This is a genomic window from Sphingobium sp. B7D2B (assembly GCF_025961895.1).
Classification (GTDB): domain Bacteria; phylum Pseudomonadota; class Alphaproteobacteria; order Sphingomonadales; family Sphingomonadaceae; genus Sphingobium.
This window is the reverse complement of the sequence record NZ_JAOQOM010000001.1, coordinates 2,299,110-2,318,945: the sequence shown is the minus strand read 5'-3', so window position 1 is coordinate 2,318,945 and position 19,836 is coordinate 2,299,110. Positions and strand designations below refer to the sequence as shown.

Annotated in this window: 18 protein-coding genes; 6 read left to right on the top strand and 12 right to left on the bottom strand. The window is 65.0% G+C overall.

Annotated elements, in window-relative coordinates; genetic code table 11:
* The first annotated feature begins 29 nt into the window (after positions 1-29).
* From M2341_RS10720 to M2341_RS10705, 4 genes are all read left to right on the top strand, one after another.
* A complete protein-coding gene (locus M2341_RS10720) occupies positions 30-1,460 on the top strand; it encodes an NAD-dependent succinate-semialdehyde dehydrogenase (RefSeq protein WP_181559908.1) in 1,431 nt (476 codons plus the stop codon).
* Between the two features lie 69 nt (positions 1,461-1,529).
* Positions 1,530-2,582, top strand: a complete 1,053-nt coding sequence (locus M2341_RS10715) for an amidohydrolase family protein (protein WP_264585226.1) — start codon at positions 1,530-1,532, stop codon at positions 2,580-2,582.
* Positions 2,579-4,195: an MFS transporter gene (locus M2341_RS10710; protein WP_264585225.1), complete on the top strand. Its 1,617-nt coding sequence runs from the start codon at positions 2,579-2,581 to the stop codon at positions 4,193-4,195. Before M2341_RS10715 ends, M2341_RS10710 begins: the two co-directional genes overlap by 4 nt.
* 121 nt (positions 4,196-4,316) lie before the next feature.
* Complete coding sequence (locus M2341_RS10705) at positions 4,317-5,975, top strand: GMC family oxidoreductase (RefSeq protein WP_264575633.1); 1,659 nt, start codon at positions 4,317-4,319, stop codon at positions 5,973-5,975.
* Between the two features lie 52 nt (positions 5,976-6,027).
* Here M2341_RS10705 and M2341_RS10700 read toward each other — a convergent pair whose 3' ends face one another.
* The 3 genes from M2341_RS10700 to M2341_RS10690 form a co-directional block, all read right to left on the bottom strand.
* Entirely contained in the window at positions 6,028-7,026 is a 999-nt protein-coding gene (locus M2341_RS10700; protein WP_264585224.1) for an LLM class flavin-dependent oxidoreductase, read from the bottom strand.
* Positions 7,027-7,087: 61 nt separating this feature from the next.
* Positions 7,088-7,549: a DUF3237 domain-containing protein gene (locus M2341_RS10695; protein WP_264570601.1), complete on the bottom strand. Its 462-nt coding sequence runs from the start codon at positions 7,547-7,549 to the stop codon at positions 7,088-7,090.
* 93 nt (positions 7,550-7,642) lie between these two features.
* On the bottom strand, positions 7,643-9,121 hold the full coding sequence (locus M2341_RS10690) for a carotenoid oxygenase family protein (protein ID WP_264570600.1): 1,479 nt from the start codon (positions 9,119-9,121) through the stop codon (positions 7,643-7,645).
* A 133-nt stretch (positions 9,122-9,254) separates the two neighbouring features.
* Here M2341_RS10690 and M2341_RS10685 point away from each other — a divergent pair, with 133 nt between their 5' ends.
* Together M2341_RS10685 and M2341_RS10680 are read left to right on the top strand one after the other, a co-directional pair.
* Positions 9,255-9,731, top strand: coding sequence for a MarR family winged helix-turn-helix transcriptional regulator (locus M2341_RS10685; protein ID WP_264585223.1), 477 nt, complete (start codon positions 9,255-9,257; stop codon positions 9,729-9,731).
* A 97-nt stretch (positions 9,732-9,828) separates the two neighbouring features.
* Entirely contained in the window at positions 9,829-11,130 is a 1,302-nt protein-coding gene (locus tag M2341_RS10680) for an MFS transporter (protein ID WP_264585222.1), read from the top strand.
* Between the two features lie 83 nt (positions 11,131-11,213).
* Here M2341_RS10680 and fdhD read toward each other — a convergent pair whose 3' ends face one another.
* The 9 genes from fdhD to M2341_RS10635 all read right to left on the bottom strand — a co-directional run bounded on the left by fdhD (position 11,214) and on the right by M2341_RS10635 (position 19,825).
* Positions 11,214-12,008, bottom strand: coding sequence for a formate dehydrogenase accessory sulfurtransferase FdhD (gene fdhD, locus M2341_RS10675; protein WP_264585221.1), 795 nt, complete (start codon positions 12,006-12,008; stop codon positions 11,214-11,216).
* Complete coding sequence (locus M2341_RS10670) at positions 11,974-12,249, bottom strand: formate dehydrogenase subunit delta (protein WP_264585220.1); 276 nt, start codon at positions 12,247-12,249, stop codon at positions 11,974-11,976. Before M2341_RS10670 ends, fdhD begins: the two co-directional genes overlap by 35 nt.
* Before the next feature lie 5 nt (positions 12,250-12,254).
* Positions 12,255-15,110, bottom strand: coding sequence for a formate dehydrogenase subunit alpha (gene fdhF / locus M2341_RS10665; protein WP_264570595.1), 2,856 nt, complete (start codon positions 15,108-15,110; stop codon positions 12,255-12,257).
* Positions 15,100-15,666 carry a molybdenum cofactor guanylyltransferase gene (locus M2341_RS10660; RefSeq protein ID WP_264585219.1) on the bottom strand — a complete coding sequence of 189 codons (567 nt, stop codon included), beginning with the start codon at positions 15,664-15,666 and terminating at the stop codon, positions 15,100-15,102. Before M2341_RS10660 ends, fdhF begins: the two co-directional genes overlap by 11 nt.
* The gene (locus M2341_RS10655; protein WP_264585218.1) at positions 15,663-17,204 is read right to left on the bottom strand and encodes an NADH-ubiquinone oxidoreductase-F iron-sulfur binding region domain-containing protein; all 1,542 of its coding nucleotides are present in this window, start codon (positions 17,202-17,204) and stop codon (positions 15,663-15,665) included. Before M2341_RS10655 ends, M2341_RS10660 begins: the two co-directional genes overlap by 4 nt.
* A 1-nt stretch (position 17,205) precedes the next feature.
* Positions 17,206-17,640, bottom strand: coding sequence for an NAD(P)H-dependent oxidoreductase subunit E (locus M2341_RS10650; protein ID WP_181559896.1), 435 nt, complete (start codon positions 17,638-17,640; stop codon positions 17,206-17,208).
* Positions 17,641-17,822: 182 nt separating this feature from the next.
* Positions 17,823-18,530, bottom strand: a complete 708-nt coding sequence (locus M2341_RS10645; protein ID WP_264585217.1) for a glutamine amidotransferase — start codon at positions 18,528-18,530, stop codon at positions 17,823-17,825.
* A 25-nt stretch (positions 18,531-18,555) separates the two neighbouring features.
* A complete protein-coding gene (locus M2341_RS10640) occupies positions 18,556-18,720 on the bottom strand; it encodes a hypothetical protein (protein WP_264585216.1) in 165 nt (54 codons plus the stop codon).
* A 235-nt stretch (positions 18,721-18,955) separates the two neighbouring features.
* Positions 18,956-19,825, bottom strand: coding sequence for a hypothetical protein (locus tag M2341_RS10635; RefSeq protein ID WP_264585215.1), 870 nt, complete (start codon positions 19,823-19,825; stop codon positions 18,956-18,958).
* Positions 19,826-19,836: the final 11 nt, after the last annotated feature.

The following is a 19,836-nucleotide window of genomic DNA, read 5'->3' as shown; positions in this document are numbered from 1 at the left end:
GTTTTGCTGAGAGTCCCGAGAGGATGGCTATGACCAATTATCCTGCCCTGCACATGATCATCGATGGCGAGGCCGTGACCGGCGGTGATCGTCGAACGCAGACCATCGTCAATCCTGCGACGGGCGAAACCCTCGGCGAGCTGCCACTGGCCACCACGGCGGATCTCGACCGCGCGCTGGAAACCGCGCAGCGCGGGTTCAATCGCTGGCGCAACTCCACGGCGCAGGAGCGTGCTGCGGTACTCTCCGGCGCGGCGCGTCTGCTCATGGAGCGGCAGGAGACGCTGGCCCGTATCGCCACGATGGAGCAGGGCAAGACCCTGCCTGAATCCCGCATCGAAGTGATGATGGTCGCCGGCCTGTTCAATTTCTACGCCGGCGAGGTCTCGCGCCTTTATGGCCGCGCGCTGGTGCGCCCGGCCGGCATGCGCTCGACGGTGACTTATGAGCCGGTCGGCCCGGTTGCGGCCTTCTCGCCCTGGAACTTCCCGCTCGGCAACCCTGGCCGAAAGCTGGGCGCGCCGATTGCGGCGGGCTGCTCGGTGATCATGAAATCTGCCGAAGAGACCCCGGCGTCCGCGCTCGGCGTGCTGCAGTGCCTGCTCGATGCCGGCCTGCCCAAGGACGTCGCGCAGGCCGTGTTCGGCGTGCCCGATGAGGTGTCGCGCCACCTGCTGGCCTCGCCGATCATCCGCAAGCTCAGCTTCACCGGCTCGACGGTGATCGGCAAGCATCTCGCCAAGCTGGCGGCCGAAGACCTGAAGCGCACCACGATGGAACTGGGCGGTCACGGCCCGGTGCTGGTGTTCGACGATGTCGACGTGGACCGCGTGCTGGACGTCATGGTCGGCCACAAATATCGCAACGCCGGCCAGGTCTGCGTCTCGCCAACTCGCTTCATCGTGCAGGAAAATGTCTACGAGCGGTTCCGTGACGGGTTCGCGAGCCGCGCCAAGGCGCTCAAGGTCGGCAACGGCCTTGAGGATGGCATCCAAATGGGCCCGATGGCCAATGAGCGTCGCCCGGACGCCATGGAGCGCCTCATCGGTGGCGCTGTCAGCAGCGGCGCCAAGCTCAACGCGGGCGGCGAGCGCATCGGCAATCAGGGCTTCTTCTATGCCCCGTCCGTGCTTAGCGAGATCCCGCTCGATGCCGAGATCATGAACGAGGAGCCGTTCGGCCCGGTCGCGCTCATCAATCCGTTCGGCAAGGTCGACGACATGATCGCGGAGGCCAATCGCCTGCCTTATGGCCTCGCCGCCTATAGCTGGACGGACGACGTCAAGCTGCAGCGCCGCGTGGCGCGGGAAGTCGAGACCGGCATGCTCGGCGTCAACAGCGTTGCCATCGGCGGTGCGGACTCGCCCTTTGGCGGCGTCAAGTGGTCGGGCCACGGCCATGAGGATGGCCCCGAGGGCCTCCACGCCTGCCTCGTGACCAAGGTCGTCCACGAAGGCTGATCCAGAATACAAGCCCCGGTGCCCGTGCAGGTGCCGGGGCTTTCTTTCCCCATTTCTCAGGAGAGTAACATGACTCACGCGCTCAACACCGGCGGCGATCGCGGCTATCTTCGCATTGCGACCGAAGAGGCTTTTGCGACGGCCGAACAGCTCGACGCCTTTCTGAAGCTGGTCAAAGAGGGCCGGGCCGACAAGGCGACCACATCGCTCTGGGGTTTCTACGGTACCTCGCCTTCCGAGCGGACCCAGTTCATTCGCGATCGGCTGCTCGATCTGGACGATCTGCGCATCCAGGCGATGGACGACACCGGAATCGACGTCGCCATTCTCTCCCTGACATCGCCCGGCGGACAGGCATTCGAGACCGATGAAGCCAAGACGCTGGTCCGCAATGCCAACGACGTTCTGAAGGCCGCCTGCGAGCGCCACCCGTCGCGCTATGTCGGCATGGTCTCCATCGTCCCGCAGGACGTGCAGTGGTCCGTCGAGGAAATCGCACGCGGCAAGAACGAGCTCGGCTTCAAGGGCGTGATGGTCAACAGCCACACCAAGGGTCACTATCTCGATGAAGAGCAGTTCGACCCGATCTTGAAGGCCTGCGCCGACAATAATCTGCCGCTGTACATCCACCCGCAGTCACCGCCGGATGCGATGATCGCCGGCATGGTCGAGGCTGGCCTCGATGGCGCGATCTTCGGCTTCGGTGTCGAGACCGGCTATCATCTGCTGCGCATCCTGACGACGGGTGTGTTCGACCGCTATCCCAACCTGACCGTGTGCGTCGGCCATGGCGGCGAGGCGATCCCCTACTGGCTGTTCCGCATGAACTACATGCATCAGGCAGGCGTCCGCTCGAAGCGCTATGAGCGCCTCAAGCCGCTCAACCACGACCTGTTCCACTACATGCGCAACAATGTCTGCGTGACGACGAGCGGTATGGCCTGCCCGCTGGCGATCAAGCTGTGCATCGATCAGCTGGGTGAGGACCGGGTGATGTACGCGATGGATTATCCCTATGAATATGTCGCCGATGAGGTGCGCACGCACGACAATCTCGACATTTCTGCAGAAGCCAAGAAGAAGCTGATGCAGACCAACGCCGAGCGGGTCTTCAACCTGTGACGACCCCGCCGGTGTCGGGCCGGGTGACCGGCACCGCCTGGTATGCGCTGGCGTTGGTGGCTCTCACCAACGCCATGTCGCTGCTGGATCGCAACATCCTCGCCATTCTCGCGCCGCGCATCAAGGCGGACCTGCAGATTGGCGATGCCGAACTGGGGCTGCTGTACGGAACGGTGTTCGCGCTGTTCTATGCGTTGTTTTCCCTGCCGCTCGGTCGCCTGTCGGATGGCTGGATTCGCACGCGCATTCTGGCTCTCGCCATCGGCTTCTGGTCCTTTTCCGCCGGTCTCGCTGCCTTCGCCAGCGGCTTTGCCATGCTTGCCATTTCCCGCCTCGGGGTCGGGATCGGCGAGGGAGCGACGTCGCCGGCGGGGACATCGCTGCTGTTCGATTATTTCCCTAAGCATCGGCGCGGTCTCGTGATGGGCACGATTGCTGCCTCCATTGCCGTCGGCCTTGGCATGTCCAACGTGGTCGGCGGGGTCGCGGCGGGCTGGTGGGAAGGGCTTTATCCTTCCGCTCAGTCAGCGCCGCTGGGCCTTGCCGGCTGGCAGTTTGCGTTCCTGGTTGCCTCGGTGCCCGGATTTCTGCTCGCATTGCTGCTGTGGCACCTCAAGGAGCCTCAGCGCGGCGCGATGGATGGCATCGCGTCCCGGCCCGATCCGGCGCCGTTCCGCTCGAGCCTCGCGCTGCTCGGTGCGGTGACGCCCGGCACCAATTTGCTGAGCCTTGCCGCCAGCAAGGCCAGTGCCCGCCACTGGACCGCCAATATCGGCGTCATGGTGCTCGTGGTCGGCCTGATGACGCTGTTCGTGCATCTGGCTTCGGCTTTCTCGCCGCGCCCGGCGCTCAGTTTCGGTGGCGTGCCGCTCAATCCCCACATCCTGCAATGGGGCGTGATGGGTTTTGGCATCATCGTGATCTTCAACCTGTTGCAGCGGCTGGCGCTTGCCGATCCGCCGACCTATCAGGTGACGGTGCGCTCGCCGGCCCTGATGATCGCGATTGCGGTCGGCGCGCTGCAGACGGTGATCAATTACGGCATCATGGGCTTCACGCCCGCCTTCATCATGCAGACCTATGGTACTTCGCCCGCTGAGACGGGCGTCACCTTCGGCCTGCTCTCGCTAGTGATTGGCGTGATCGGCCCGATGATTTCGGGGCCTCTGGCTGACTGGTTCGACAAGTCCATGCCGGCGACCGGGCGCGTGTATCTCACCCTGTTCGCGCTCGGCGTCTCGCCGCTGATCGGGGTCTGGACCTATCATGCGCCGGACGCGTTCGGCTTCTACAGCCGCTTCGTGCTCTACAGCGTCATCCTCACCTGCTGGATGCCGCCGCTCTACTCGCTGATCTACGGACTTGTGCTGCCTCGCATGCGCGGCATCACCGCGAGCACCTATCTCATCATCTCCACCATTTTCGGCCTCGGCATGGGGCCTTATCTGGTCGGGATGATCTCGGATGCCACAGGCGATCTGCGCACCGCGATCCTCAGCGTCAACTGGATGGCGATCCCCATCATCATCCTGCTCATCATTCTCCTCACCCGCATCCGCAAGGACGAGAGCCTCATTCTGGTTCGTGCCCGGGAAGCGGGGGAGCCTGTCTGATGCTTTGACCTGCTCAGCATCCTCGCATTGTTGACTTTGTTCGAAATGGCGCTTTGTGTCATAAGAACTGAGTCGAGCCGCGCGGGGGACGTGCGCGGTGCAATGAGAGGATGACAAGAGCATGACGGACGAGAGAACTGTCGATTACGTGATCGTCGGGGCGGGCAGCGCGGGATGCGTTCTCGCCAACCGGCTCTCGGCGGATCGGGGCACGGAAGTCGTCCTGCTCGAGGCTGGTGGCGATGATCGCCCGACGCGGGAATTGAGCCAGTTCCGCTCCAACATGATGATCCATATACCGATCGGTTTCGGCAAGACGCTGAACGATCCCAAGGTCAACTGGCTGTACGAGACCGAGGTCGATGAGGGCTCGGGCGGGCGCCCCCACAAATGGCCCAAGGGCAAGGTGCTCGGCGGCTCGTCGTCCCTCAACGGCATGCTCTATGTGCGCGGCCAGTCGGCCGACTATGATGGCTGGCGCCAGATGGGCAATGAGGGCTGGGCATGGGACGACGTGCTGCCCTATTTCAAGAAGAGCGAGGACCAGACCCGTGGCGCCATGGAAGGCCATGCGCAGGGCGGTGAGCTGGCTGTCTCCGACTTCCCCGAGCATCACCCGATCAGCAAGGCAGTCATCGATGCCTGTGTCGAGGCTGGCTATGCCTATAAGGATGATCTGAACGACGGCGATCAGGAAGGGACGAGCTGGTTCCAGATGACCGCGCGCAACGGCAAGCGTTGCTCGACGGCGGTGGGCTTCCTCCATCCGGTCATGGATCGGGTCAATCTCACGGTCGAACTGCGCGCCATGACGACCCGCATCCTCTTCGAGGGCAAGCGCGCGGTGGGGGTTGAGTTCGTCCAGCATGGTCGCCTGCGCCGCGTGAAGGTGCGCAAGGAAGTGATCCTCGCCGCCGGCGCGGTCGAGAGCCCCAAGCTGCTGGAAATCTCCGGCATCGGGCAGGGCGGGGTCGTCCGGGAGCTGGGCGTGAAGCTGGTACACGAGCTGCCCGGCGTCGGCGAGAACCTGCAGGACCACTATATGATCGGCTGCCAGGCGCGGCTGAAGCCGGGCACGCCGTCGGTCAACTCAATGGCCAGCGGGCTGCCGCTGATCGGCCAGGTGCTCAAATATGGCATGACCCGCAAGGGCCTGCTCTCCTACGCGGTGGCGCATGGCTGCACCTTCCTGCGCTCGCGCGAAGGGCTGGAGACGCCGGACATCCAGATCCACACCATGGCGGCGTCCATGGATCTGGAAGTGCTGAACGCCAAGCAGCAGCTGGCGTTGGAGAAGGAGCCGGGCATGGCCTCGAACCCCTGCCAGCTTCGCCCGGAATCGCGTGGTCACATTCACGCCCGCTCGCCCGATGGCACGCAGGCCCCCAAGATCACGCCCAATTATCTGCAGGACCCGATCGACCAGCAGATGGCCGTCACGCAGCTCAAGATCATCCGCGAAATCTGGCAGCAGCCGGCAATCGCCAAATATCTGGCCGGCCCCGATCCGTTCGGCGAGACGGACGATCAGATGTTCTTCTATGCGCAGGTCGCCGGCGGCACGCTGTATCATGCGGTCGGCACGGCGCGCATGGGCAGCGACCCCAAGGCGGTGGTCGATGCGCGTCTTCGCGTCCACGGCGTTCAGGGCCTGCGCGTGGTCGATGCCTCGATCATGCCCAAGATCGTCTCCGGCAACACCAATGCCGCGACGATCATGATCGGCGAGAAAGGATCGGAAATGATTCTGGAAGACGCGAAGAAACTCGCACCGGCCTGAACGGGCCAGCGTGCGGCTTCAATGCTGAACGAAAAACGAAGCCGCCTGCGCGTCAGGCGGCTTCGGTCATTTCATGGAAGGCTTGCGCGATCAGCGTGAGCGACTTGGTGCGGGCCTGCGGATCGAAAGCGGGGCTGTGGACGATCACCTCATCCACCCGCGTCCGCTGGACGAACTGGCGCAGGCCGCGCGCGACATCATCGACCGTGCCGAACGCGCTGCATTGCATGACATGCCCCAGCGTCGCGCTGAGCGATGGATCGAGGCTCGCGACATAACTCTCCACCGGCGGCGGCAACTTGCCGGGGCGACCGGTGCGCAGCGCGACAAAGTTCTGCATCATCGAGCTGGCGACATATTCCGCCTCCGCCACCGTGTCGGCAGCGACGACGCTCATCGCCGCCGCCGCATAGGGTTCGCGCAGAGAGGCGGACGGGCGGAAATCGCGGCGATAGATGGTCAGCGCTTCATCCAGCAGATCGGGCGCGAAATGTGAGGCAAAGGCGTAGGGCATCCCGAGTGCCGCCGCGAGTTGCGCGCCGAACAGGCTGGAGCCCAGAATCCACATGTCGATCTGCGCACCGCGCCCAGGCACGGCCAACAGGCCGAGGTCAGGCTCACCGGTAAAGTGGGCGCGCAGTTCCACCACGCTGCGGGGAAACTCCTCGGCCTCCTGCCGGGTGTCATGGCGGATGGCGCGGGCCAGCCGGCCATCGGCGCCCGGCGCGCGACCCAGGCCAAGATCGACACGGCCGGGGAAGAGCGCATCCAGCGTGCCGAACTGCTCGGCGATGATATAGGGCGAGTGATTGGGCAGCATGATGCCGCCCGAGCCGACGCGGATGGTCTTGGTGGCCCGCCCGGCCTCGGCGATGATGAGCGCGGTTGCCGCTGCTGCCACGCCTGCCATGCCGTGATGTTCGGCGATCCAGTAGCGATGATAGCCGAGCGCTTCGGCATGGGCGGCGAGCGGGCCGACGCGTTTGATCGCATCGCCGGCGCTCTCGCCTTCGACAACGTTGACGAGGTCGAGGAAGCTGAGTTTGGTCATCAATCCAAGATGGGATCGGCATCCCCGCTACGCAACCGGTCGCAGGCGGGGGGCTTGGGGATCAGGTGACGCGCCAGACCCACAATTTGATGCCCGCCTTGTAGCGCGCGCCCGAGCAGACGAAGATGCTGCGGTTCATCCAGTCATATTTGCCTTCCGGCGCGATGAATTCCGGCACGGTGCGGAAATAATAGTCCGCCGGATCGACCTCCTCGCCTGCCGCCAGTCGCGCCATCACATCGGGCGGGCCATGGCGCAGACCGCGATTGCGGATCTGGATGACGACGCCGTCATCGGTCTGCAGCGCGTAAAGGGCATCGGCGACGGTGACGCCGTCCGGCCGGGTGAGTTGGAAGTCGGCGGCATTGCCGAGCAGCTTGCCCTTGATGAGCGGGCCTTCGACCCGGCCGCCCTCGAAGATGGGGATGATGCGGCGCGTGCCATCGACGGTGTTGCCGAGCGGCACCGGCGCGCCGAGATCGCCGCCGGCTTCATAGACGAATTCCAGCCCGGGCTGAATCATGAACGTGCTTCCTTGAGACTTGAAGTTTGAGGCGGCAACCCCGGCGCGCCCGCATAAGCGCGCGCCGGGGCTGTGGCTGGATGATCGCTAGGGTCAGGCGGCTTCGCGTTCCAGGCCGATCTGGTCCGCGCTGGCCCAGTTGCCGTGCAGGCCAAAGCGCAGCGCGAAGGGGATATGGATCGTGGCGACCGGCCCCTTCTCGATGTCCAGCGCTTCGAAGATCAGCAGGTCGCTCTTGTGGTCGGCCAGGCGATTGCAGACCTGCACGATCCAGCCGTCGCCTTCCGGCGCGTCCTTGGAGCGCGGCACGAAGGCCGGCTCCTGCAGCGAAGAGGTGGGGCCGCACCACCAGTGCTGCTCCTTGCCGGTCTGGTGGTCGATCAGGAACAGGCAGTTCATCAGGAAGCCGCCGGCGCTGCCGCCCTTGAGCTCGACCGGACGCTTCATGTCCATCTCCAGCATCCAGCCATAGCGATAGGGCAGGCCGGTGACGCGGTCATCAATGCGGGGGAATTCACCCGACGTCTCCGTGAGGCGGGTGACGCTGTCGAACTCGTCGCTGTTGGACGCCATGTCGACCGTCCAGCGGGTGAGGTAGCTCGCCGCCTGCTGCGGGTTGAAGGGCGCGCCATGCACGTCCGGGAAGAAGGGGAACATGTTGTTCGCCGCTTCCGGCACGTCGATGTGGACCTTGGTGCCGTCCTGATAGGCGTTCATCACATGCGACGCGAAGCAATTGTCGCGCTTGAACCAGCGGATGTCTTCCTGTTTCACGTCGTCACGGCGGGGAATGATGCCGAGATAGACGGGCAGGGTGGTATCGAAGCCGAAATGCGGCAGGCCCTTCTCGAGGCGCTCCCAGCTGCCAATCGAGGGCACGATGTGCAGGACCAGATAATCCTTGGTCACGCCGAAGTCGTGCATCATGCAATAATAGGGCGCCTTGAACCACAGTTCGCGGACCAGTTCGCCCTCAGGGCTGACCTCATACAGGCACACATCGTCGGAGCACAGGCCGCTTGCGGCATAGCCGATGGCGACCATGTTGCCCGTGTGCGGGTCGATCTTGGGGTGCGCGGTGAAGGTCTGGCCGGTCATCTTGCCGCCGAACTTCTCGAAGCCGATGGTCTCCATCGTGTCCGGCTCCATGACGAGGGACGGGCTGTCCTCCTTCATTGCCCAGAGCTTGCCTGCGAACACGAAGGCGTTGGTGTTCGCGGTCGAGCGATACTCGCCCTTGACGGATTCATCGTCCGTCAGCGGATTGCGATAGGCACCGAAGAGCGCCTTGCCGGCCTCGTTCTCCAGCTTCCACTTGGCGGTCTTGGCCCAGCGCTGCTTGATGTCGCACTGGCCATCATGAATGTGGAAGCGCGTGATCATGCCATCGCCGTTGAAGCTGATGTCATCGCCCAGGCGGGGCGGGAATTGCGGGTCCGGCTGCACGCGGAAGAAGGCGCCATTCAGCTCGGGCGGAATCGTGCCCTCATGCACGAGATTCGGAATGTCGCATTCGATGCGCGACGGGCTGTTGAAACCTGTGAAAGCGGGGGTATTGGGGAATTGCGCCATAGCTTGCTCCTCTTGCGCAGGTTTGTATGCTATGCATACCAATTGGGCAATTCCCATTGCTTAATCAATGGCCGAACCGTTCCGGTTCTCGGGGGTAAAGATTTTGGAAGCACGCGCACGTCAACGTCCTCTTGTGGCCGCCAAGGGTGGTGGAAGTGCGACGCCATCGCCTGCGCCCGCGCAGATCGACGATGATATCGGCGCGATTGACGACATTATCGGCTTCCATATCCGCCTTGCCCATGGCGCGGCCTACCGGCATTTCACCGAGACCTTTTCCGAGCTTGGCCTGACGCAGAAGATGGTCTCCGTCCTCTGGCTGATCAGCGATCATCCGCACATCGCGCAGGCCGATATCGGCCGCCGCCTGCAGATGGACCGGGCGACGACGATGGCGATCATCAACCGGTTGGAAGCGCGCGGTCTGCTGGTGCGCGGCGCCTCCACGCTGGACCGGCGCCGGCAGACGCTGACGCTGACCGCCGACGGGCAGGCGGCCCTGAGCGACGCGCGGCGCTGCATCGACGAGCATGAGCAATGGCTCAAGTCCCGTTTCACCAAGAAAGAAGCCACGTTGCTCATCGAGTTATTGCGCCGTATTCACGAGTAGATTCGGCCTGTGAGGTCGCCGATGCGGTCCACTGCCTGGAGAGGAAAGCCCAACCATGTCATCGTCTGATCCTGTTGAGATCATTAATGAGTCGCCGATGTCCGTTCGGCAGTGGATTGTCGTGGTCTTGATGATCCTGCTGAACGCGCTGGACGGTTTCGACGTGCTGTCGAGCGCCTTCGCGGCGCCGGGCATTTCGGCGGAATGGGGCATCCCGCGCTCGGCGCTGGGCATCGTCCTCTCGGCCGAGCTGGTCGGCATGGGCTTCGGTTCGGTCATCCTCGGTGGTGTCGCAGACCGCATCGGCCGCAAGGACACGATGCTGATCTGCCTCGTCGTCATGGCGATCGGCATGTATCTGGCCCATGCCGCGACCGGCGTGACGCTCCTGACGGTGTGGCGCTTCGTCACCGGCCTCGGCATCGGCGGGATGCTGGCGGCGACCAACGCCGTGACGGCGGAATCGACCAGCAAATCCTCCCGTAGCCTCGCCATGGCGCTTTACGTCATTGGCTACCCGATTGGCGGCGTGGTGGGCGGCTTTGCCGCGCAAAGCTGGCTGCTGGTGGAATATGATTGGCGCGCGGTGTTCATGTTCGGTGCCGTGGTGACCGCGATCATGATCCCGCTTGTCTTCTTCCTCGTGCCGGAGACGCCTGCATTCTACGCCGCGCGCCGGCCCGCGAACGTGATCGAGAAGGTCAACCGCTCGCTCCGCGCGCTGCGCAAGCGGACCATCGAGGCGCTGCCCCCGCTGCGCACGGAAGGGCCGCAGCCCAAGGTCACCGACATTCTGTCCAAGCCGGGCCTGCGCAAGGTCACTTGGCTGTTGGCCTTCGGCTACATGTTCCACACGCTCACCTTCTACTACATCCTCAAGTTCGCAGTGCAGATCGTCGCGGATTCCGGCTTCTCGCAGGCCGATGCTGCCAGCACGCTCACCTGGGCCAATATCGGCGGTGCGATTGGCGGCGGCCTGTTCGGCTTCCTGCTCAAGAAATGGGACATCAAGGGGCCGACGATTGCCATGATGATTGCCGGCGTGGTTGCGGTGGCATGGTTCGGCATGGGGCATGGCGAGCTTGGCGAATGGCGCGTGGCGGCATTCCTGTCGATGTTCTTCCTCAACGCGGCCATTGTGGGCTTCTATGCCGCCTTCGCGCGGGGCTTCCCGGCCTATGCTCGCGCCACGGGTACGGGCTTTGTTCTCGGCGTGGGGCGCGCCGGCGCGGCTGGCTCGCCCATCGTGGCTGGCCTGCTCTTCGACGTGCTTGGCAAGGGCGAGTTGCTCACCGTATCGCTCATCATGAGCCTTGGCTCGGTATGCGCCATCTTCATGCTGCTGTTGCTGCCGATGCGCGATGGCGATGCGATTGCTCAAGCCGAGGCCAAGGCCTGAGATCTGGGTCCGCCGCCCCCTCTATGCGGGGCGGCGGATCGTCAGATACTGACTGATGTGACGAGGGCAGGGGGTCGAGGCGGTCAGCCCGCCGTGACGCGGAGCACTTCGTCCGGCCGGGCCAGCGCATAGAGCGAGAGGCCCGCAGCCTCGGCCCGCGCTGCCGCCATGCTGGTTGGGACCGAGATGGTCACAAGGGTGTGGGCGCCGGCGCGGACCGTTTTCTCCACGATCTCATAGCTGCAGCGCGCCGTGGAAAGCACAAAGCCGGTGTCCATCGTCTGCCCTGCGCGGGCTATGGCGCCGACGAGCTTGTCCAGCGCATTGTGCCGGCCGACATCCTCGCGGGCCATCAGGATCGCCCCATCCGGTGCCACAAAGGCAGCGGCGTGCATCCCCCCGGTGGCGCGATTGCCCGGCTGATGCGCACGCAGGCCCTCCAGCGCGGCGAAGATCGCCGCTGGTGCGAGCGCCTCATGCGCGGCGACCCGGGGGAGGGCGCGCGAAACGGCTTCCAGATTATCGATGCCGCACAGGCCGCAACTCGACTCGGCCACGCGCGTGCGCACGCGCTCTTCGAGTTTCTCGAGTGCTAGGGAGGTGATGGTCGCACGCGCGATCCAACCGAGATCGGTCTCGACGATATCGATGCCAGTGACATCGCGCGGTTGCGTGGCCAGACCCTCGGTCAGGGCGAAGCCAGTGATGAAGTCGTCCAGATCGAACGGACTGGCCATCATCACGGCATAGGAAAGGCCGTTATATTCCAGCGCGACTGGCACTTCCGGCGCAAAAGGGCGCGCGACCGGACGGCTGGAGCCATCCGGTCGAAGGGCGACGAGGTCAGCCGGCGTCGTTATAGCCAGGATCGTTCTCATCCGCGCTCGCGAATTCGGTGGCCCGCGTCATGTGCGGCACGGGTCCGTCCACCATGGCGATCGCGCGCGCGGCGAGCGGCGACATGTCGGTGGGGTCGACGGCCTTGATCCCGGCGAGCATCCGCGGATCCCAATACATCTTGATATGGTCGGCGGTGGCGAGGGCCGCCTGGTCGTGGCCCAACGCTTCGAAATTCCGCGCGATCTGGTTCGCCATGTAGATGAGGCGGCTGGCTTCCATGATGCTTACTCCGCCGCTTCAGCCGTGAGGCTGGCCACGATCCGCCGCGAGCGCTCGGACCAACTGTTATAATCCTCCTGCCAATCGGTCGGGCCGTTGGAAGGCGTGATCTGGACAGCTGTCACCTTGTATTCGGGGCAGTTGGTGGCCCAGTCCGAATATTCGGTGGTTACGACATTGGCCTGCGTGGCGGGGTGGTGGAAGGTGGTGTAGACCACACCCGGTGCCACCCGCTCAGTGATCGTCGCCCGCAGCGTCGTCTCGCCGGTGCGGCTGGAGAGCTTTACCCAGTCGCCATCCTTGAGGCCGCGATTCTCGGCATCCGTCGGGTGGATTTCCAGCAGATCCTCAGGGTGCCAGGCGGTGTTGCCGGTGCGCCGTGTCTGGGCGCCGACATTATACTGGCTGAGAATGCGGCCGGTGGTCAGCAGCAGCGGGAAGCGTGGGCCGGTCTTCTCGTCCGTCGGTACATAATCGGTGACTACGAACTTGCCCTTGCCGCGCACGAAACCGTCCACATGCATGATCGGCGAACCCTCGTGGGTCTCGTCCTTGACCGGCCACTGCAACGATCCCTCGCGCTCCAGACGCGCCCAGGATACGCCTGCGAAGGACGGGGTGAGACGGGCGATCTCGGCCAGGATTTCGCTGGGATGCTCGTAGTTCCAGCCAAGCTCCATGGCGTTGGCGAGAAGCTGGGTGATCTCCCAGTCGGCATAGCCATTGGCGGGCTCCATCACCTTGCGGACCGGCTGGATGCGCCGCTCTGCATTGGTGAAGGTGCCGTTCTTTTCAAGGAAGGTCGAACCGGGCAGGAAGATATGCGCGTAGTTCGCCGTTTCGTTCAGGAACAGGTCCTGCACGATGACGCACTCCATCGCCTTGAGGCCTGCAGCGACATGCGCGGTATTGGGGTCGGACTGAAGGATGTCCTCGCCTTGGATATAGATCGCGCGGAACGTGCCGTCGATCGCGGCGTCCAGCATATTGGGGATGCGCAGGCCCGGCTCGGCATCCAGGGTGACACCCCAGTCCGCCTCGAACAGCGCGCGGGTCTCATCGTCGCTGATGTGGCGATAGCCGGGCAATTCGTGCGGGAAGCTGCCCATGTCGCAGGCACCCTGCACGTTGTTCTGGCCACGCAGCGGGTTCACGCCCACACCGCGGCGACCGATATTGCCGGTCACCATGGCGAGGTTGGCAATCGCCATCACGGTCGAGCTGCCCTGGCTATGCTCGGTGACGCCGAGGCCATAATAGATGGCGCCATTGCCACCGGTGGCGAACAGGCGGGCGGCGCCGCGCAGTTCCTCGGCGGGCACACGGGTGACAGGTTCCAGCGTCTCGGGGCTGTTGCGCTCCTGCGAGACGAAGGCGGCCCAGTCCTGATACTCGTCCCAGTCGCAGCGTTCACGGATGAACGCTTCGTCGGCCAGGCCTTCGGTCACGATCACATGCGCCAGGGCGGTGAGCACGGCGACGTTGGTGCCGGGCTGCAGCGCGAGATGGTGCTGAGCGGCGATGTGTGGCGACTTGACCATGTCCGTCCGGCGCGGATCAATCACGATCAGCTTGGCGCCCTGACGCAGCCGGCGCTTCATGCGGCTCGCGAACACCGGGTGGCCGTCCGTCGGGTTGGCGCCGATGATCAGGATCACGTCGCTGTCCATCACGCTGTCGAAATCCTGCGTGCCGGCGGACGTGCCGAAGGTCGTCTTCAGGCCATAGCCGGTCGGCGAGTGACATACGCGGGCGCAGGTGTCGGTATTGTTGGAGCCAAAACCTGCGCGGATCAGCTTCTGCACCAGGAAGGTTTCCTCATTGGTGCAACGCGACGACGTGATGCCGCCCAATGCGCGCGCACCGTGGGCGGCCTTGATGCGCTTGAGTTCAGAGGCGGCGTAGGAAATCGCCTTGTCCCAGCTCACCACCTGCCAGGGATCGTCCACGCTCTTGCGGATCATCGGCTGGGTGATGCGGTCCTGATGGTTGGCATAGCCCCAGGCGAAGCGGCCCTTGACGCAGCTATGGCCGCGATTTGCCTTGCCGTCCTTCCACGGCACCATGCGCACCAGCTGTTCGCCGCGCATTTCTGCGCGGAAGGTGCAGCCGACGCCGCAATAGGCGCAGGTGGTGACGACGGCCCGCTCGGGCTTGCCAATCTCGACCATCGCCTTTTCCTGAAGCGTGGCGGTGGGGCAGGCCTGCACACAGGCGCCACACGACACGCATTCGGAAGAGAGGAAATCGTCGGACGCGACACCCGCAGACACCATGGAGCCGAAGCCGCGGCCATCGATCGTGAGCGCGAAGGTGCCCTGCACCTCGTCACAGGCGCGCACGCAGCGCGAGCAGACGATGCACTTGCTGGGGTCGAAATCAAAATAGGGGTTGGACGTGTCCTTCTGGAGACCCAGATGATTATCGCCCGTGTAGCCATAACGCACATCGCGCAGACCGACGGCGGCGGCATTGTCCTGAAGTTCGCAGTCGCCATTGTCCGAGCAGGTCAGGCAGTCGAGCGGGTGATCGGAGATGTAGAGCTCCATCACGCCCTTGCGCAGCTTCTGCAGACGCGGAGTCTGGGTGTGAACGGTCATGCCGTCCATCGCCGGCGTGGTGCAGGAAGCGGGGGTGCCGCGCATCCCGTCGACCTCGACCAGGCAGAGGCGGCAGGAGCCGAAGCTCTTCACGCTGTCCGTGGCGCAGAGTTTGGGAATGTCGCCGCCGCATTCGGCAGCCGCGCGCATCACGCTCGTGCCTTCCGGGACGGTGACGGAGCGACCGTCGATGGTCAGCGTGACCATCTTCTCCGATGTGGAAGCGGGCGTGCCGAAATCGGCCTGAGGTTCATAGCCCATGTCGTTCAACTCTCTCCAGGTCAGCAGCAGTGTTGATATTAACAGGTTCGCGCGGCAATTGCACGGCGCGCGCGGAAATACGGTTCGCGAAGGCCTTCATCGAATGCACGCCCTCGCTCTTGAGGATGTCGAGCGCGTCGCCGGCCGCCGAGGCGGGCCACAGGCCGATCACCGGCAGGCTCTCGACATAAGCTGGATATGGCGACAGGCGCTGCAAGAGGTCTTGCGGCAGATCGATGGCATCGCACGGCACGCTCAGCACGGCGGGGAGCCCGCGCGCCTGCGCTTCGAGCAAGGCCGCAGCGAGGCCGGCAAGCGGCCCCATATGCGGTGCGGGCTGGTCGGCAATGCTGGCCACACCGTCATGCTCACGCCCCACCACGATTGTCCGCGCGCTATGCACGGCCACGGCGTCGATGGCATGGTCGATCAAAGCGCGACCATGGAAGGTCGCCACAGCCTTGTCGCTGCCAAAGCGCGTCGACTTGCCGCCAGCGATCACTGCGCCGAGAACGGCCGCGCGATCGATGGGAAGCAGGCCGACGCAGCAGCTCATTCAGCCGCCTCGGGGAGGATCTGGCGGGCGCCGAAATCCTCGGGCCAGTGCTTGAGCGCGCTCATCACCGGGTAGGGCGTGAAGCCGCCCAGGGCGCAGAGCGAACCGAACTTCATCGTCTCGCAGAGATCTTCCAGCAGGACGATCTCGTCCTCAAGGCTGCGCGGCGCGGTGGGGGCGTTGTGCATCTGGGGCAGGCCCTCGAGCGTATCGCGCTGGCGCGGTACGCGCGCCATGATCCGGTCGATCAGTTCCTTGCCGCGTACCGAGCCGATGCGGCAGGGCGTGCACTTGCCGCAGCTTTCCGCCGCGCAGAATTCCATGGCGAAGCGCGCCATGCCGGCCATGTCCGCACCTTGGCCGAACACGGTGATGCCGCCATGGCCGATGAGCGCATCGACGGCGGCATAAGCCTCATAGTCGAACGGAATGTCGAACTGGTCCGGGTGCAGATAGGCACCGAGCGGACCGCCAACCTGCGCGGCCTTGACCGGCGAGCCGTCGTCCGTGCCGCCGCCAATCTCGTTGACGAGCTGGCCAAGCGTGATGCCGAACGCCGTTTCGTAAAGGCCGCCATGCTTGATGTTGCCAGCAAGCTGGATCGGCATCGTGCCGCGCGAGCGACCCATGCCATAATCGGCATAGGCCTTGGCACCCTCGGCCAGAATGTAAGGCACAGCCGCAAGGCTGAGCACATTGTTGACGATGGTGGGCTTGCCGAACAGGCCGACCAGTGCCGGGATCGGCGGCTTCGCCCGCACTTCGCCGCGCTTGCCTTCCAGGCTGTTGAGCAGCGAGGTTTCCTCGCCGCACACATAGGCGCCGGCACCGACGCGCACTTCCAGCACGAAGGGCGCAACGAGATGCGCGCTGCGGCGGATCGCTTCTTCCAGCTTGGCGATGGCGTGGGGATATTCCGAGCGAACGTAGATATAACCCTTGGTCGCGCCGGTCGCGAGGCCGGCAATCGCCATGCCCTCGATCAGGCAATAGGGGTCGCCCTCCATCAGCATGCGGTCAGCAAAAGTCGCGCTGTCGCCTTCGTCGGCATTGCAGACGATGTACTTCTGGTCCGCTACCGCCGCCGCGACGGTGCGCCACTTGATGCCGGTGGGGAAACCAGCGCCGCCGCGACCGCGCAGGCCCGAGGCCACGACTTCCTCGACCGTCGCCTCGGCGCCGATCTCGCGAGCGCGGGCAAGGCCTTTCCAGCCGCCGGTCGCTTCATAGTCCGCAAGCTCGGTCGGGCGCGTCTTGCCGGCGCGGGCGAAAGTCAGCCGCTGCTGCTTGGCAATGAACGGATGCTCGGCAATCACGCCGATGCCGAGCGGCGACGAGCCGTCCAGAATCGCCGCAGCATCATCGGCCGTTGCCGGGCCGAAGCCCTTGCCGTCGATTTCCACCAGCGGTTCCAGCCACTGCATGCCCCAGCTCGAAACCCGCTCGACGGTTGCGCCCGCCCTTGCGAAGGCCTCGGCAACCGCGTCGGCACCGCAGGCGACGGCCAGCGCGTCGTCGGAAATGCGCACCATGACCATGTCAGGCAATCTCCCGGATCAGCTTGTCGAGCTTGGGCGCGTCCAGCCGGGCGTGAACGGCATTGCCGATCATCGCATTGGGGCCGACGCTGCACAGGCCGAGGCAATAAATGGTTTCAATCTTCACGCGCTCGCCGGCCGCGGCAACCGCGCCATCGACCAGAGCTTCGACGCCGCGTGCCTTGCAGGATTCCGCACGGCACAGCTTGAGCACCGGCGCCGCCTTGGGCTCGGCGGTGAAATCATGATAGAAGCTCACCACGCCATGCACTTCGGCGCGGCTCAGATTGAGCGCGAGCGCGATCTGGCGCTTGGACGCCTCGTCCACGCAGCCGAACTCGGCCTGCACGTCATGGAGGATGGGGAGAAGAGGCCCTTCGCGGCGGCTATGGCTCGCGATGATCTCGTCCAGCCGATCGGCTTTGGCGTCTCTCATGCGCGCGGGTCTCCCAAGTCTTCTTTCGTTGCTGAAATTCGTTTGTGTTACTGCCTATTTTTTGCGCGGCTGGCAAGCGCAAACCGCTGGATCGCGTTGTTGCGAGAGGCTTGCAAAAGGCGGCGTGCACGCATGGCTCGCGCGCTGGTCAGACTGGTGATGTGGGGATCACGCGGGCTCCATCACGCGGGCGCTTTCAGTCCCGCCAGCCAGTCGCCGAGCATGGCGCGCCCGGCGGAAACGGCCCCAGGTCCGAGCCGATCATGGGCGGCGCGCAGGCTGTCGTTGCAGCCGCCGGATTCCGCCGCCGCCTCCGGCCATTCCTCCATCCATTGATAGAAGCGCGCATCCTCGCCCATCTCGGCATGGAATTGCAGGGCCAGCACATGTTGTCCCCGCCGGAAGGCCTGATGCGTATAGCGGTCGCTGGACGCAAGCAGTTGGGTGCCTTCCGGCAGGGTGAACGTGTCGCCATGCCAGTGCAGAACCGGCACGTCGACAAGATGAGAGAGCGGGCCGGTGCGGCCGGCATCGTTGACCTTGACCGAATGGAAGCCGACCTCCTTGACCGGGCCGGGATAGACCTTCGCGCCGAGCGCCGCCGCGATCATCTGCGCGCCGAAGCACACGCCCAGCGTGGGGCGGTCGGCCGCCAGCCGCAGCGCCAGGCGGCGCAGCTGGCATGCGATCCACGGATAGCGATCCTGCTCATACACCCCCATCGGCCCGCCCATCATGATGAGCAGATCGGGTTCTCGCAGGTCGAGCGTGGCGAAGGCGGGGTCGGTCACATCGATCCGGTCGATCGCATAGCCGGCCGCTTCCACCGGCTCCCGATATCCCGCCATGCCCTCATGGGGGACGTGCCGAATCACAAGCGCGCGCTTCATCGTCATTGGCCTCTCGAAATGAGCGTCAGAGGCCGAGGCGCGACCAGAAGTCACTGGCACTGGCGAGGGGCGGCGAGTCGTGCGGGGCCGCAGGCGCCAGTCGCCAGCTCGGGTGCGGAAGCGGCGCCAGCGCGCGGCCGGCTCGCTGGGCATGATTACGGCTACGGCGGGGAATGGAACGGATAGCCATATCGTTTCTCCAATACGGAGCACGAAGCCGGCGTTGTCGCGTGGGATTCGTGCGCTTTAGCGGTTGGTGACGCGGAGCAAGCTGACAAACATCAAAAGCCGCGTTCCGGGCTGGAGGCGGCAGGGCCGCCCGTCATTCCGGACAAGAGGGGTTTAAGCCGGGAGGCATGATTCCGGCAATCAAGCGATCTTTGCAGGGGTGATAGTTTAGCTCGGCCGGCTACGCGGTCCGCGTGTCAAAGCACGCCGAACGTCCAGCCTTCCGTCCGCGCCAGTTCCGGCGTCAGCGTCTGCGGTGCCCACAGGGCCGGCTCGCCGTGCACCAGCCGCAGCCAGGCCGCGCTGAGCAGCGCGTCGGTCGCATGGTCGCTATAGCGACCCGTGAACGGCACATGCGGCCCGCTGGCGAGACGCGCGAGGCAGGCATCCAACTCGGCCTCGCGAACCTTGGTCTGGCCCTTGCGCTTGCCGGCGGCGAGCGCGGCAAGGCTGGTGTAAATTTCCACGATCAGACTGCCCGAGCCGGGGTCGGCGTCGAACGGCCAGACCGGCATGTCCGCCCGGATACGGTGCAGCACCCGCATCCCGGTTAGACTGGATTTGCCGACCTGGGCGGCACCCACAAGATTGAGGTTGCTGCAGGGGTTGAGGCCCTGCGCCTGCTGGGCCAGCTCCGTCTGGCGCAGCCGCCCGCGTCCCCCGCCGAACAGATCGCCTTCCCGGCCCCCATGGCGCCGGAAATGCCGCGCGGCCTCCGGGTGATCGACAAAGGCGCCAGCCCCCAGATGCGGCTCGTCGGCGCAGATGTCCTCGACAAGCGCCCAGAGTTGGCGGGCGTTGGGTGGAGTGCGATCCCAGCCCGGGAAGAAGGCGCCCTTGTCGGCGAAGGGCAGGGACGGGCCGAGATCAAGGCCGACCAACGTCTCGCGCGGCATGTCGCGGCGCATCCAGTCGAGCACGTCGGGGCGTGACCAGATGTGGCCGGGGCGGACCAGCGCCGGGCCAGCGCCGCTATCCGCGTCGCAGATGGCGACGGCAATGCCCGGCTGTCGCGGCCCCTGTGCGCCCGACCAGTCGATTGCGGCGAAATGGCGGAAGCGGCTCACGGGTGGCGGGC

Coding starts and splice junctions, on each gene's coding strand:
- M2341_RS10720 (WP_181559908.1), top strand. CDS start 30: ATGACCAATTATCCTGCCCTGCACATGATCATCGATGGCGAGGCCGTG.
- M2341_RS10715 (WP_264585226.1), top strand. CDS start 1,530: ATGACTCACGCGCTCAACACCGGCGGCGATCGCGGCTATCTTCGCATT.
- M2341_RS10705 (WP_264575633.1), top strand. CDS start 4,317: ATGACGGACGAGAGAACTGTCGATTACGTGATCGTCGGGGCGGGCAGC.
- M2341_RS10700 (WP_264585224.1), bottom strand. CDS start 7,026: ATGACCAAACTCAGCTTCCTCGACCTCGTCAACGTTGTCGAAGGCGAG.
- M2341_RS10695 (WP_264570601.1), bottom strand. CDS start 7,549: ATGATTCAGCCCGGGCTGGAATTCGTCTATGAAGCCGGCGGCGATCTC.
- M2341_RS10690 (WP_264570600.1), bottom strand. CDS start 9,121: ATGGCGCAATTCCCCAATACCCCCGCTTTCACAGGTTTCAACAGCCCG.
- M2341_RS10680 (WP_264585222.1), top strand. CDS start 9,829: ATGTCCGTTCGGCAGTGGATTGTCGTGGTCTTGATGATCCTGCTGAAC.
- fdhD (WP_264585221.1), bottom strand. CDS start 12,008: ATGAGAACGATCCTGGCTATAACGACGCCGGCTGACCTCGTCGCCCTT.
- M2341_RS10670 (WP_264585220.1), bottom strand. CDS start 12,249: ATGGAAGCCAGCCGCCTCATCTACATGGCGAACCAGATCGCGCGGAAT.
- fdhF (WP_264570595.1), bottom strand. CDS start 15,110: ATGGGCTATGAACCTCAGGCCGATTTCGGCACGCCCGCTTCCACATCG.
- M2341_RS10660 (WP_264585219.1), bottom strand. CDS start 15,666: ATGAGCTGCTGCGTCGGCCTGCTTCCCATCGATCGCGCGGCCGTTCTC.
- M2341_RS10655 (WP_264585218.1), bottom strand. CDS start 17,204: ATGGTCATGGTGCGCATTTCCGACGACGCGCTGGCCGTCGCCTGCGGT.
- M2341_RS10650 (WP_181559896.1), bottom strand. CDS start 17,640: ATGAGAGACGCCAAAGCCGATCGGCTGGACGAGATCATCGCGAGCCAT.
- M2341_RS10645 (WP_264585217.1), bottom strand. CDS start 18,530: ATGAAGCGCGCGCTTGTGATTCGGCACGTCCCCCATGAGGGCATGGCG.
- M2341_RS10640 (WP_264585216.1), bottom strand. CDS start 18,720: ATGGCTATCCGTTCCATTCCCCGCCGTAGCCGTAATCATGCCCAGCGA.